Genomic DNA, 14,983 nt, shown 5'->3' with positions numbered 1-14,983 from the left:
AGTAACGTTATGCGTTTTTGAATTCCATTAATTTGCGGAGTGCCTGTACCGCCTTATCATAAGACGGATTCAGCTCCAGGGTACGTTGGTAACTGCTGATAGCGCCTTCGGTTTCATCTGCCCAGGACTGTGACTCTCCCAGCCCGTACCAGGCCTCCCAGGAATCGGGATAGTCCATTACACAAAGGCGGAAGATTTTCTGTGCATCCTGGCATTTACGTGCCCGGTACAGCAACTTAAATCCCAGGGCAATCAGGTGCGTATCCTGGAAGTCGTAGGCGCCGGGGGCTTCTTTCTTCAGGTAATGATAGGCCTGCACCGCGGCATCAAACCCGCTTTGCATCAGCGTTCTGCCGAGTGGCAGATGTATAGGGGTTTTAGGTGGATCTACCTCGTAGCCCAACTTCATCAGCAGTACCGGGATAGCCACCTGTTCTGCCGAAAAATTATCAGAGTTAATACAAACAAATACTCCGGTTTTCTTTTCCGGCAACAGGATCATAAAAGCGCGGAACCCGGGCTCCCCTCCCAGCGATACCGCCATGGTATAGCCATTACGCTTCACCAGCTTCCAGGCCAGGCACATATAAGTATCCTGCTCCGTTTCAACCTCCGGTTGCATTAACCGGCGATAATTATCTTCCTGTAACAGGGCCTTGTCTTTCCACACGCCGTTATCAAGATTGGCCTTCATCCAATGCATCATATCCGGTACGTTGGAATAGAGCGTGGAGCTGGGTGCATGGATACGATTGTAGGGGTATACCTTACGTACCTTGCTTACGAAATTTTTTGCCAGGGTATGCGGACTTACCAGCAAACGTTCCGGCACATCTGTTACGGTAAAAGTGCTATGCGGCATTTCCAGTGGTTCAAAAAAATGCCGGCGCATATATGTTTCGAACAACATACCGGAACAAACATGGATTACATCTGCCAGCACATTGTAGGCACGGTTGCTATAGTGATAAAGTACGCCTGGCTCGTCGAGCAGCGGAAGATGTTCCAGCGTATCTATATAGCGGCGCGCCGCACCGTCGTCGTATTGTGGTTTATTCCATTCAAAGTTCCGGACATCAGGAATACCCGAGGTATGCGATAATATTTGCCGGATAGTAATCCTGCTGTAACGCGTATCTGTTGTTTTCAGATAGGGCAGATAAGTCACCAGTTTTTCGTCCAGCGCTATCTTGCCCTGTTCAGCCAATTGCATGATAGCAGTAGCCACAAATACTTTCGACAGGGATCCCAGCTGAAAAACGGATTCATGGGTAAGACCGGCGCCGGTACTGATATTGCTGACACCAAAATGTTGCTGGTACGTTACCTCTCCTCCTTCCATAATACCAACCGCCATACCGGGCAATTCGTAGGCCTGCATAATTTTGTGAAGCAGCGCTTCTATTGATTTCATATCAATAATAGATTTAAGCATGTGGGATCGGTAGATATTGTGCTTCAGACCATGTTTTCCTGGCCCTGTAAACGTATCTGGTGCAGGCTCACCCGGTCGTTTGCCAGTACCTGTTCGAGGATATCCAGGTAGTAGCCGGCAAACAGTGCTATCCGTTCTTCCCGGAATATCTTCCTGTAATATTCAAACCGGAACTCAATCTGCCCATCTATTTCATAACCCCGCAGCAGCAGATCAAAGAGTGCTACCGTATTATTATTGATATGTTTTACAAATTTCAGTTGCTCTGACAACACCACTTCCGACTGATCTACCTGCTGAAAGGCAAACCACACATCAAACAGCGGATTACGGGGAGCTGCCGGAGGCAGATCTAATTGCTGCAACAGCTGCCGGTACTGAAAATCCTGGTGCTTGTAAGCATCTATCAATGTGGTATGTACAACGTGCAGGAACGTACGAAAATCCTGGTCGGGGCTGGATGATACCCGTAACGCCAGCTCTCCCACAAATAGCCCCATCATGCTCCCGGTAGCCGGATGGCTACGCCTGGCGGCGGGAATACCGACTACAATGTCGCTGGTAGCTCCCAATTTCTGCAACAGGATATAATAACAGGTGAGCAGCAAGGTAAACAGGGTCACCTGTTGTGTCCGCGCAAAGCTGTTCAGCTTCTCTGCAAATACAGCATCGCATTCAAAGCGATAGATGGCTCCTTCGTAGCTCTTGGCCGCCGGCCTTTCTTCATCCATTGGCAATGCTAGTGGCGCCGGCAATGCCTGGTACTGATGCAGCCAGTAGCGCTGCTGCTCCTGCAACAGCTGCTGCTGCACCGGCTGATGCAGCCATTCAGCATAATCTTTATAATGCAGTGTCAACGGGGTCAATGGGACACCACGATAAATCTGTTTCAGTTCCCTCTCCATGATCCGCATAGACACGGCGTCTGTCAACAGATGATGAATATCCAGCAGCAACACCGATTTATCCCTACCGGCCCTGATCATAAAAGCCCTGATCAGCGGGGCCTTATCCAGTTCAAATGGTTTGATACAGGCGCGGATTGCCTGCTGCAACTTATCATCTTCCACCTGCTCCTCCACCACCGCAAAGGTTACCTCCGGATGCACTACCTGGTAGGCACTACCGTTGTCGGCTATATGAAAAGAAGTGCGGAACATTTCGTGGCGCGCAATCAGCTTTTGTAAGAGTGTAGTTATCTCTTCTCCCGATATCTCGCCCACTATATCCACAATACTGATCATATTGTAGGCAGTAGAAGAGGGATGTTTGTAGCAATCAAAAAAGATATGCTCCTGGTTCTCCGTCAGCACATACCCGCTTTTTGCGGGAGCTGGTCTGAGCGTATCTTCTCCATTTAAAATTTCCGGCGCCATCATACCTGCACAGGCGCGGATGGTCGGCATCCGGAGAAATTTCTCCAACGGTATCCGGTAACCGGTCATTTCCAATGCACGGGAAAGGAATTGCAATACCTGTATAGAGTTGCCTCCCAGCTGGAAAAAATTAATGTCTGTACTTATTTTCTCCGGGGAGAGATGTAACAGCTCTGCCCATATTTTTCTGAGTACTTCTTCCACGTGGTTTCCGGGGGCTTCGGATCCTTCCGGGGTAGTCGATTCCGGCGCGGGCAACGCGTTCAGATTTATCTTTCCATTAGGTAGCAGCGGGAAATGTGACAAGGACATCAATGACCCCGGCACCAGGTACGGTGGCAGTACTGATTGCAGGAACGTACGCAATGATTCGGGCAGCAGTTCCCTGCCTGGCACATAGTACGCCTGCAAACTTTGTTCGCCCGGCGCCATTTCAGGGGCCATTACCACCACTTCTTTTACATCGGGGTGCCGGAGCATAGCATTTTCTATCTCCTGCAAATTCACCCTTATTCCACGGATCTTCACCTGCTTATCTTTTCGCCCCAGGATATCCAGATTCCCATCTGGCAGCCATCTTCCCAAATCGCCTGTGCGATACGCCCATGGCTTACCAGCGTCGAACGGATGCGGCAAAAATCGCTCCTGCTGTTGCTGTTCATCACTGTAGTAACCGTAAGTCATGTAAGGGGTGCTGATATATATTTCTCCTGTAGCACCCGCTTCACAAGCCTGTCCCTGCGCGTCCAGCAATAATATTTCCGTATCGGCTATTGGCTTGCCCGCCGGAATACGTGACCGTTGTACGTCTTCCGGTTGTATCGGGTACCAGGTCCGGATCAGCGTGGTTTCGGTGGTACCATACAGGTTCACCAGCTGTATCCTGTTTCCAAAAAGGCGATACCAGTTTTCCAGGTACTGAGGCGCCATATGTTCGCCAGATAACAATACATATCGCAATGCCGGATAATCGGATGATTGCAGCCGACTGTGATTAACCAGCCTGAAGAAACTAGGCACGCAGTGAATCAAGCCAATACCCGTATCATTAAGCCAGGCCGTCAATTCCTGTTCATATACGCCACTGTCAATAGACGGATGTATGCAGATAGTGCCGCCGGCAAACAAGGGCACCAGGATGTCTCTCATCCAGGCGTCAAAACCGGGATGTACAAATTGACTGACCCTAACGGTATGGTCTATATGAAAATTTTGAAGTTCCCATTGAATGAAATGCAGCAGGCTGCCATTTCTGCCCAGTACGGCCTTGGCCTCGCCGGTAGAACCGGAGGTAAAGTATACATAGGCCGGATCATCTTCGCTGAAGACCGGATTCGGCATTGCTGATGCAGCGCTGATTTTCAGTGTGTCCAGCTCATGAAAACAGATTTCTCTGAAGGCCGCCCTATCCTGGTAAATCGTATCCAGGGCCGTACGATCTGCCACGAGGTGCCTGATCTTCAGTTTGCTGACCATCTGCTGCACCCGTAAAACGGGCAACCGCGGGTCAATAGGCACGTATACATAGCGCCCTTTGAGTATGCCGGTAAAGGCATAGATGTAGTCGATCCTGCTGGTAGCAGTAACGCCAATAAAAGTAAGCGCAGGAATCTCCTGTTGCGCAAGGCCCGCAGCAATATTGGCGGCAGTGCGCGACAGTTGTTCGTAACTGACGGCAGTGCTACCGGCAAGAATCGCTGTGTGCCGGGCATATGCGGTGAAACTATGTTCCAGGCTATGTTGTAGGGATGATGACATAGAAGAGTATATTAGGCACGCTATATGGCGGAAAACAATTTTTATTCGCTGACCATTTCTTCAGCAGGTAATGGTAGTCTCTTCAGCATTACCTCTGCTAATACCGTCACTGACGGGCCTGTCAAAAATTCCATGGGCAGCATCACGATGCCGAGGTTTCGTTTTACGGCGCCAATCAATTCTACCACCATTACTGAATCAATACCCAGCAGGTTAATACCTTTATCGCGGTCAATTTTTCCGGCGTCCATTTTAAGGATCTGCGATAACTCTGTTACAAGTAATCCTCCTATATAACCGGCCCATTCCTCGCGGCTCATACCCATCAATGCGGCCACTACCTCCTGCTGTTGCTGCACCGGGCCAGTATCTTGCCGGTTCTTTGCCACCAGGTCTTTGAACAGGGAGAACTGACCTGCTACGGGGTTGCCGCTGGCCCAGGTTTCCCAATCAACGCTGAAGAAGCCTGTCTGTATTGGTTTTTCTTTTAGTATGATGGTAATGCCTTCCATTATTTCCCGGGTTGACAAACCATGGATACCCGCATCTTCCAACATGGCCTGTAATTTTTCATCACGGGCCACCACCCCGGTTCCTGCTACCACGCCGAGGTTGATGGTGGTAGCCGGCCATCCTTTCTGACGGCGGTAATGTGCAAAGGCATCGAGGAAGCCGTTGGCAGCAATGTAGTTCGCTTGCCCGGGGTTACTGATTAAGGTAGAAACAGAGGATATACATACAAAGAAATCCAGTGTATCCGTGGCCGTTGCATTGTGCAGGTGCACGGCGCCATCTATTTTAGGCGTCATTACCTTGCGAAAACGGTCAGGTGTCATATCTGCAAAGAAGCCGTCGTCCAGTACCATGGCGCCATGGAAAATGCCTTTCAATGGAGGTAGCTGGGCTTGTATCTTAGTTATCAGTGCTTGTACCGCCTTACCGTCTGCTATATCGGCTACTACCACCCATACTACTGCGCCAGCAGCTTCCATTTCCCGGATAGCATCCTGTGAGCTTTGTAGTTGCGCACCGGAACGGCTTACCAGCACTACATTTCTTACACCACGCGCCACCATCCAGCGGGCTATCGCCAGGCCCAGGCCGCGGGTACCGCCGGTAACCAGGTAAGTTGCATCTGGCTTTAAGGTCAACCTGGTATTTTCTGCTACAGGGATCTCTACTTCCTCATTGTAAAAACGAATCACGGTTTTATCGGCAGACCAGGACTGTTCAGCTGTTCTGGCTTCAACGTTGCCAATTTCCCAGGCGGCTATTTCTTTTACCTGCAAAGCAGTGAAATGACCGGCTTCCATATATTCGCGGGTCTCTTTCAGGTATTTAGCTGCCAATAAAGGCCGTTCATTGATAATGCGTTCCGCATCCACCGAAGCAAAGGTCAGATTTCGGGAGAAATGTTGCATAGGCAGTACCTTCTGGACGCTTTGGTCGCCGCTAACATCCAGGTATTTGCCATAAGGCGCTAACAAGGCCAGTCCCTGGTACAACATTTCACCGTGCGACATGCTGAACACCACGTCTATACCATACCCGTTGGTGATGCCCAGGATAGCAGCTATAGCGTCGATATCGTCTGCCCCAAACACATGCTGTACACCAGCGTTTCTCAGCAGATCCTGTTGCTGTGCCCCCTCTGCCGTGGCAAATATTTCAGCTCCTACCATCCGGGCATATTGAATAGCCGCCATACCTGCACTCTCCGTTGCCCTTGGAATCAGTATTTTATCGCCCGCTCCCAGCTGCGCAATATATTTGAGTGCATGCAGTGCGCCCACAAACGGTATCAGTGCCGCTGCGCCGCTGTGCGGTATTCCCGCCGGCAGTTGTATGGTTAAATGATCCGGTAGCATGGCATATGACCTAACAGCTCCCGAAGGACAGATGCCTATCACATGGTCGCCTATACGAAAACCGATGACATCCTTGCCAAGCGACATTACCACGCCGGCACATTCTATTCCCACCTGGTAATGGTGGCCATTCATCCCCTTATTGACTATCCGGGGATAATCTTTATTATTAATCGCGGTATTATATACCAATATCTCTATCTCTTTATTACCGGGTACCCCTCTTGATACTTCTTCAAATGCGGGTACACCCGGAGCCGTTTTCTGCCCCATTTTCAGCGCAACAGGATGCTGGCTTACGTTAACGGCTTCTTTCAGTGTTTCAGGCGCCGCAACTGCCTTCCGGCGTAATCTTCTTACATACAACTGCGTACCTCGTATAGCCATTTCCGTTTCTGATCCTTCCTGTCCCACCACGGCTGCCAGCAATGACCAGTCGGTATGTTGGGCAGGCAGGTCTATCAACTGTACCCGGCATTGTGGATATTCGTTGGCAATCACACCTCCCAATCCCCATACCGGCGCTGCAGCCAGGTTCACTGTAGCGTTGTCGTCTCCTATAACATGTGCCTGTTGCGTAACAATGTACAGCGACCGGGTACCGGTGGCAGGCCAGTTTTTCATTAATTGCAGCAACGGCGTTACTTCCTGCAGGCATCGCTCAGCATCTGGTATAGCTTCCTGTTTTCCGGGAATATACATCACCTGCATACCAGAGCTCCCTGCTGCTTCCAATGCCCATTTCATATCGGCGTCGTTGCTGAAATCCAGTTCATATTGGCTACCACTCACTTTCCGGCCGGTATTACCCTGGCACAAAAGGCTTACGGCCACTCCCCTTGCCGACAAGGCGGTTGCTGCGGAAAGCCCCATCGACTTATCGGCCGCCAGTACCACTACCGGCGCCGGCATATCCTGCTTGGTGGCAGGAAGTACATACTCCTGCCATTCGGGCAGATAAAAATCATCTGCTACTCCTGGCTCTTCATCAGCATCAGCCAGTTTCAACATCTGCTGGCATTTCAGTCCTTCAATGTGCATCGCCACTGCACCGTCTTCCAGGCATATCGTCAAATCGCCCTCTACTTCCGTTGGTGTGACAGACGTGATCGTTGCATAACACAGGAAACGATTGCCCACTGCATGATAGCAGTTGAGCCGACGGATGGAAACAGGTACCACTTCCCGTGGACTGGCCACTACCATTACCTGGAAACAGGCATCCAGCAACACCGGATGAATGAAATATTCCTCGCGGTTAGCCGCATAGGAAGGATGTCCCTCAATAGCCGCTAATGCCATTCCTGGCGCATAGGCCACTTCTTTCACACAACGAAACAATGGGCCATACTCCAGTTTTATATGCGCCAGTTTATCATATAATGCGGCTGCAGTCAGATGCTCCGTACACCTGCTACGCAGGTGAGGTAAATCGAGCTGCTTACCGGTAACCGGCAGATTTCCGTTTACATATCTCCCCGTTGCCCTCAGCTGCCAACCAGGTAAAGTACCTTCCTGCCGGCTCAGTACACGAAACTGCCCGAGACTGGTATCCATCGTAGCATGCAGCAGTTGCACCTGCCGGTCATCGATCAGCAGCAACTGGTGAAATGCAATATCTTCCAATATCATCCCTTTGCCTGCATTACCGGGTTCATTGCTATACATAGCCATTGCCGCAGTGATATAACCGGCTCCCGGAAAAATTATTTTCCCATGCACAATATGATCGCGCAGGAAAGGAAAGAATAGGGTATTCAATTCTACTTCATACATGGGTTGAGCCGCTGGCAGCCTGTTATAGAGGAATACGTTTCCCTCCAGGCCGGACCGGTCTTCCGCAGATATCCCACTTTCATTCCAGTATCGCACTTTCTGCCAGGGATAAACCGGCAATGGAACGAAAGCCGCCCGGGGAGCCAGTAACTCCCAGTTAACCGAATGCCCCAAGGTATATAAAGTTGCCAGGCCATTATAAAAATGAAGCTGCTCTCTTTCCTTACGGTTCATAAAATGAACCAGCGTACCTTTCCGGCTCCTGGCCTGCAGGCACTCTGTTATAGCCGTTTTCAACACCGGGTGGGGACCAATCTCCATAAAACAATCAAACTCATTGGCCGACAATACATCTATAGCCGGCGCAAAGCTAACCGGGTTACGTACATTCAGCCACCAGTAATGGGCGTCAATAGCGGTTCCCTCAATCAGGTTGCCGGTAACGGTAGAATAAAGCGGGATATGTGTAGTTGCCGGTTGCAGCCCGCGCAACGACTCCAGCAATTCTTCATGAATTTCATTCATTAACGGACTATGATAAGGTACCTCCACCTCCAGCATCCGGCAGAAAATACCCTTCAGCTCAAACTGGTCTGCCAAGGCCAGCAGACCGGTTTCATCGCCAGACAACGTAACCGAATCGGGACTGTTGATAGCCGCTATAGAAATATCCGGGTACTGCGCAATCATGTTTTCTGCAGTAGCCGCCGGGATAGATACCGCCAGCATCCTACCCTTACCGGCAATCAGCTGTTGCAGGCGGCTCCGGTGATAGCTCACCAGGATGGCCTCTTCCAGTGACAGCGCACCTGAAATATAAGCAGACGCCACTTCCCCTACACTATGCCCAACTACAGCATCCGGCTTCACGCCGAAATGTGCCAGCAACGCTGTTAAAGCCACCTGTATGAAAAAATTGGCCGGTTGCGCTACCTGCGTTTCTTTGATACGGGAGGTCGCTTCGTCCTTTTGCATTTCCTCCAGCACAGACCAGGAAGCAATTCTCCTGAAAATGGCATCACAGTCTTCCAGGCTTTGACGGAATACAGGTTCGTAAGCCATCAGCTCCCGCCCCATCTTCCACCACTGTGGGCCCATACCAGTGTATACAAAAACGGTCTTGCCCTTCTCTGTGCCGGCGGTATTGGTAACAATCTGTTTTCCTAAATTATTATGATGAAAAGCCAGCAGCTTTTCTTTCAGGTCTTCTTTTCTCTGTGCCACCACTGCCAGGCGGTGCTTATGATGCGTACGCCGGTGAGCGGCCGAATACAGCAAATCCGCCGCGCTTACTTCGTTTCTCTCCAGCAGCGCCAGGTAAGATTGTGCCAACTGCTTTAGCGCCCCGGTGTCATGTGCAGAGAGCGGAAATATCATGGGAGCTGCCGTTGCAGCAGTTGCAGTGGTAGTACTATCGGCTGCGGGCATACGATATTCTTCCAGTACCACATGCGCATTGGTTCCTCCATATCCAAAGGAATTCACCAGGGCAAATGATGGCTCGCCGGCAGGTAACGGTTCCGGCTGTACGGGAATCCGCAGCAAGCTTTCCTCGTAATTCAAACCTGGATTAGGTTTGTTAAAATGCAGGTTAGGCGGCGCCGTCTTATGCTGCAGGCATAGCGTAGCTTTGATCAAACCGGCTACGCCCGATCCGGCTTCCAGGTGGCCGATATTGGTTTTCACAGAACCAATCAGGCACTTGCCGTTGCTATATCCCTCTTCTTTCAGAATATCATTGATGGCATTAAACTCTACCGGGTCGCCTGCCTGGGTGCCGGTACCATGTGCTTCCACATAGTGTACCTGGTTCACGTGAATACCGCTCTTATGTAATACTTTTCTTATCAGCGCTTTTTGTGAAAGACCATTTGGCACGGTAATCCCACCGGTCTTGCCATCCTGGTTAATACCGGTAGCCCTGATCAGGGCATAAATTTTATTGCCGTCTGCCACCGCTTTATCGTATGGCTTCAATAATACTACGCCGGCGCCCTCTCCCCTTACATAGCCCGCCGCCTCTTCATCAAAAGCTTTGCAGCGGCCATGTTTCGACAAGAACTTACCGGCACTCATCACCATGCTCATCACGGGTTTCAGCACTACGTTTACACCGCCTACCATGGCCATATCACATTCTCCCGCCCAGATATTCTGGCAGGCCACATGAGTAGCCACCAGCGAGGAAGAACAAGCGGTATCGATAGTGAAACTTGGTCCTTTAAAATCATACCAGTAGGATAACTTGTTGGATAACATGGTCAGCATGATACCCGTAGCCGTAGTGGAGTTAATGAGCGCGCGATTATCCTTTTCCAGCTGCAACAGCCCGAAATCATACGTAAATCCCCCTACGAAAACACCGGTATTGCTGCCTTTTACTTGCGGCAACGTAATGCCGGCATCTTCCATGGCCTCATAGGAAACCTCCAGCAGTAGCCGCTGTTGCGGGTCTAACGTTTCGGCCTCCCGGGGTGAAATGCCAAAGAAGAACGGGTCAAATTCATCTATTTTCTCTCTCAGGAAACCGCCATGAAAACTACGGATTTTATTGTGCGCCTGGTCCGACTGACTGCAGAACCGCCGGTTGTCCCATCGCTCGCGGGGAATTTCAACGATGGCATCTGTTTTATTCATCAGCATGTCCCAAAATTTCGGAGCAGAAGAGGCGCCGCCAGGCAAACGGCAACCAATTCCGACAATGGCTATCGGGTTGTTAGATTCATTCTTCATCATGTGTAATGATTTACAGGTACTGTAAGCTCAAACGGGCACAGCCGAACAACAAGCGTTGTTCTTAACCGGTCCGGGATAGTAGGTGAGCAGGGTAAAATATTAACTGACTCTCTCCAGGCAATGCATGGGAATTTCTACGCCGATTGATTGGTTAATCAAGGGTAACTGTACTACAAAACGTTTGTCGGTATGGCGTTTCACCAGGATACCTTCCAAACCGGAAAGCACCCCTTCCACTACTTTTACTTTTTCGCCTATACAATAATTATGTTCGCGGGTGATCTCACATCCGGCCGTTTCAATCATCCTGATACGCGCTATCTCTTCATCACTTACAGCCACCGGCTCACCTTTAAAAGCAACCAGGCGGATAACGCCATTAGCCGATAACACCCGGAACTTTTCACGGGGGTTTATCTTCACAAAAAGATAATTGGGGAATAATGGCTGTCGTAGCCGTTTTATACGATCGCTCCACTTACGGGCCACTGTGTACAAAGGCAGATAGCACTCGTATGCCATGGAGGCAATTTCGGCAGCGATCTTCTTCTCCAGTTTGGGTTTGGTATAAACGACCAGCCATTTCTCTTCGGGGGATGAAACACACATAGGTTTAATGATAAAAATTAAAAGTGGACGGAGAGATGGAAATAGCTGATTTACCCGGCGATAAAGCAAATATTTCCCCCTTACCGTTTGAATGAAACGGATACAACTGGAACCGACGCGTTTACCTGGAAAATGGATACTGTGAAGTGGAAAGAAGGGATTAACAAATACCTGTTCCATCTGTTGTCAGACAGAACAGCCTTCATTCCGTTGGCTAAAACAGGTTCAAGGACTTACGCAGAATATACAGAAAAAAACAACTGACAGTAAAGTAGTACTGATTCCTAATCACATGGTATAGCTGGCGCTACAGATACTCCCATATCAGTTAATTCAACACACATAGTAACAATTATTATTTGGGTTCTCTGAAAAAATAAGATTCATAAAGATAACAGGAGAATAGTTACCAAAAAATGCAGAAAACTATAAATCTCGTTACGGATTCCCTCATTTCTCCATGATACGTTATTTTATTATTTATAAGATATCTATCTTCCGGTTGAAAAATAAACCTGTTCCATGTTATTACAAAAGCGAACATCATTGTTTCAAAAACGGACACTATTGTGGACCGGCAGCAATGGAACGATTTGATTTTCATAGCAGTAATAAACTGGCATCATTTTGTAATGGCGGATATTGAATACCCTGGTATAGTTTCACTAATGCGTTTCTTTCCTGCAACCGGCACCAGCAAAGAATTTCATAGCACGAGGACCCTTTTGACCCGATAGATTTTTTCCAGGTAACTTTAATCATTCGCTTGTTTTTAAAACACCCAATCAAAAAATCTACTTAGCCTCCTTCAAAAAAACAATAGCCCTATGTTCATCACTCATCTGAAAATTGCCCGCAGGAATTTATGGAGGAATAAAACCTTCGTAACCATTAATATGGCGGGACTGGCCATCGGAATAGCTCTTTTTATATTCATCATCGAATATGTTACGTTTGAATGGAGCGCTAACCGGTTCCATAAAAATTATACCCGGCTATACAGAACGATGGTCGTAAGCCAGGAAGACCGCAGCACTTATCACCTTCCCCCCGGATTTGCGCCGGTGATACAACAGAACTTTGCCAACAGTACCGGTATCCGGGCATATGTAAGGACTGCTGAGGATATTGGCAACGGCGTGGTATCTGTTACCGATAATGCCAACCGGGAAAAAGCTTTTCTCGAAGACAAAGTAATGTATGTAGATGGAAACTTCCTGGATCTCTTTACCTTCCCGCTCGTGGCAGGTACCCCATCCTTAAATGAACCCAATACAGTAGCTATCTCCGAAACAACCGCCAGGCGGTACTTCGATAATGATAATGCTGTCGGAAAAATTATAAAGCTGAGTAACCAGTTTGGCACCACCCCGTACACTGTAACGGCCGTATTTAAAGACATGCCCGGCGAGTCTGACATCAAGTCCAATATATTATTGTCGTTTAAAACCCTGGAAAACCCCGCCAATCGCAACGGCAATGACTGGGCCGACCCCAGGAGTATTAAAGCCGGCTTTAGTATTGTGTACTTGCTGATCGCGGATCATTCACCGGTAGATCAGATAGCAGATCAGATCACCAAATTTGTACATAAGGTAAAGCCGCAGTCTACCGACCGTATGGCCTTTCAACCTATGAGCGAATTACACCTGGCCCCTTCCTTCAACTATATACATCAAACATTCGGCAGCCTCAAACTGGTGGTAGCACTGCTTAGCATTGCCGTCCTGATATTGCTGATTGCGTGGGTAAATTACATTAATCTCTCTACGGCCCAGGCGCTGAACCGCGCGAAGGAAGTAGGTGTACGTAAAGTACTGGGCGCCCAGCGGCATGAGCTGGTTGTACAATACCTCACGGAAACCTTCCTGCTAACCATCCTCAGCACCCTGGTAGCTATCCTCATTGTTCTGGCGCTACAGGGCGTTTATAATGGCTTTACCGGGAAATCACTTTCTATCCTCGTGCTCAACCGTGGCTGGTTCTGGCTTATGGGAGTTGTGCTCATTATTGTCAGCTCTATTTTATCCGGCGGATATGTTGCCCTGGTGCTGACTGGTTTCAGCCCCATTGCCATGCTGCGCAATAAATTTAACCAGTCCGGCAGAGGACTTACCTTACGCAAAGGCCTGGTGGTATTCCAGTTTATGGCATCTATCATATTCATTATTGCCACCATTGTGCTATACCGGCAACTCTCTTATATGCAAACACAGGACCTGGGCATTAACCTCGAGCAACGGTTGATTATTACGGGCCCATCTAACCAGATAGATACTAGTAATACCAGCGCCGCCACATTTAAGAATGAGCTAAGCCAGCTGCCGTTTGTAAAGAGCGTGGCTTCTTCTGATAACACACCGGGCATGGGATACAACCTATCCAATAACCGCATATACCGGCTGGGAGCCGATTTGTCGACCATGGAAGAAAAAACATACTACCTGCTGAAGGTAGATGATAACTACTTTGGCACTTATGAAATCCCCCTGGTAGCCGGCAAAAATTTTACACCTCAAATGGTGCAAAGCGGCTGGGAAAACGATGGCAAAGTGATCGTCAATGAAAAAGCAGTAAAGCAGCTGGGATTCACCAGTGCGGAAAATGCCATCTCCCAGAAAATAAAATGGCAGGACAAAGACCTGGAGATCATCGGCGTGGTAAAAGACTACCACCATTTATCGCTGCGGCAGCTGATAGAACCTACCATTTTCCTTCCTTCGGATATCGATAATTATTTTACGCTGAAGTTAAATGCAGCAGATATCTCAGGGAAGATAAGCAGTATCAAAACCCTGTATGAATCGGTATTTCCAGGCAATCCATTCGATTACTTCTTCCTCGACCAAATGTACGATAACCAATACAAGGAAGAACAAAGGCTGGGCCGCTTCTTTATCGTGTCTGCCCTGATCGCTGTATTTATTGCCTGTATGGGATTATACGGGCTCACCACTTTTACCGCCAAACAGCGGAAAAAAGAAATTGGTATCCGGAAGGTGTTGGGCGCCAACACAAATAACATCGTACAATTGCTGGCGAAAGACTTTATGAAGCTGGTGGTGATTGCCATTGTGACTTCCTGCCCCATTGCCTGGTGGCTGATGCACCGGTGGCTGGAAAACTTTGCCTACCGTATCAGTATAAGCTGGTGGATGTTTGTGGTGGCCGGCGTAACAGCATTACTGATTGCATTGATCACCATCAGTATGCAGGCCGTAAAGGCCGCCTGGGTAGATCCGGTGAAGAGTATACGTACCGAATAAATATATCACCATAAAAAAGGAATGCTGCAATAATTGCAGCATTCCTTTTTTTGTGACCTCATCTGGATTCAAACCAGAAACCTTTTGATTCGTAGTCAAATGCTCTATTCAGTTGAGCTATGAAGCCATTCCTGTTTTGGGATTGCAAATGTAGAATTT

At 48.8% G+C, this 14,983-nt stretch carries 5 protein-coding genes and 1 tRNA gene; 1 reads left to right on the top strand and 5 read right to left on the bottom strand.

Going from position 1 to position 14,983, the window contains the following annotated elements; genetic code table 11:
* Window positions 1-7: 7 nt before the first annotated feature.
* From FHW36_RS09450 to FHW36_RS09435, 4 genes are all read right to left on the bottom strand, one after another.
* Window positions 8-1,414, bottom strand: coding sequence for a serine hydrolase domain-containing protein (locus FHW36_RS09450; RefSeq protein WP_186452366.1), 1,407 nt, complete (start codon window positions 1,412-1,414; stop codon window positions 8-10).
* Between the two features lie 44 nt (window positions 1,415-1,458).
* Window positions 1,459-4,569: a non-ribosomal peptide synthetase gene (locus FHW36_RS09445; protein ID WP_145666164.1), complete on the bottom strand. Its 3,111-nt coding sequence runs from the start codon at window positions 4,567-4,569 to the stop codon at window positions 1,459-1,461.
* 41 nt (window positions 4,570-4,610) lie between these two features.
* Window positions 4,611-10,949, bottom strand: a complete 6,339-nt coding sequence (locus FHW36_RS09440) for a type I polyketide synthase (protein ID WP_145666161.1) — start codon at window positions 10,947-10,949, stop codon at window positions 4,611-4,613.
* Between the two features lie 99 nt (window positions 10,950-11,048).
* Window positions 11,049-11,558, bottom strand: a complete 510-nt coding sequence (locus FHW36_RS09435) for a UpxY family transcription antiterminator (protein WP_186452365.1) — start codon at window positions 11,556-11,558, stop codon at window positions 11,049-11,051.
* 827 nt (window positions 11,559-12,385) lie between these two features.
* Here FHW36_RS09435 and FHW36_RS09430 point away from each other — a divergent pair.
* Window positions 12,386-14,824: an ABC transporter permease gene (locus FHW36_RS09430; protein ID WP_145666157.1), complete on the top strand. Its 2,439-nt coding sequence runs from the start codon at window positions 12,386-12,388 to the stop codon at window positions 14,822-14,824.
* Window positions 14,825-14,877: 53 nt separating this feature from the next.
* On the opposite strand, the gene FHW36_RS09425 is transcribed toward FHW36_RS09430, so the two are convergent.
* Window positions 14,878-14,951, bottom strand: a tRNA-Arg gene (locus FHW36_RS09425).
* Between the last annotated feature and the right edge of the window lie 32 nt (window positions 14,952-14,983).

This window comes from Chitinophaga polysaccharea (genome assembly GCF_007829335.1).
GTDB lineage: Bacteria > Bacteroidota > Bacteroidia > Chitinophagales > Chitinophagaceae > Chitinophaga > Chitinophaga polysaccharea_B.
This window is presented reverse-complemented; position numbering and strand designations above follow the sequence as displayed.

Coding starts and splice junctions, on each gene's coding strand:
- FHW36_RS09450 (WP_186452366.1), bottom strand. CDS start 1,414: ATGAAATCAATAGAAGCGCTGCTTCACAAAATTATGCAGGCCTACGAA.
- FHW36_RS09445 (WP_145666164.1), bottom strand. CDS start 4,569: ATGTCATCATCCCTACAACATAGCCTGGAACATAGTTTCACCGCATAT.
- FHW36_RS09440 (WP_145666161.1), bottom strand. CDS start 10,949: ATGATGAAGAATGAATCTAACAACCCGATAGCCATTGTCGGAATTGGT.
- FHW36_RS09435 (WP_186452365.1), bottom strand. CDS start 11,558: ATGTGTGTTTCATCCCCCGAAGAGAAATGGCTGGTCGTTTATACCAAA.
- FHW36_RS09430 (WP_145666157.1), top strand. CDS start 12,386: ATGTTCATCACTCATCTGAAAATTGCCCGCAGGAATTTATGGAGGAAT.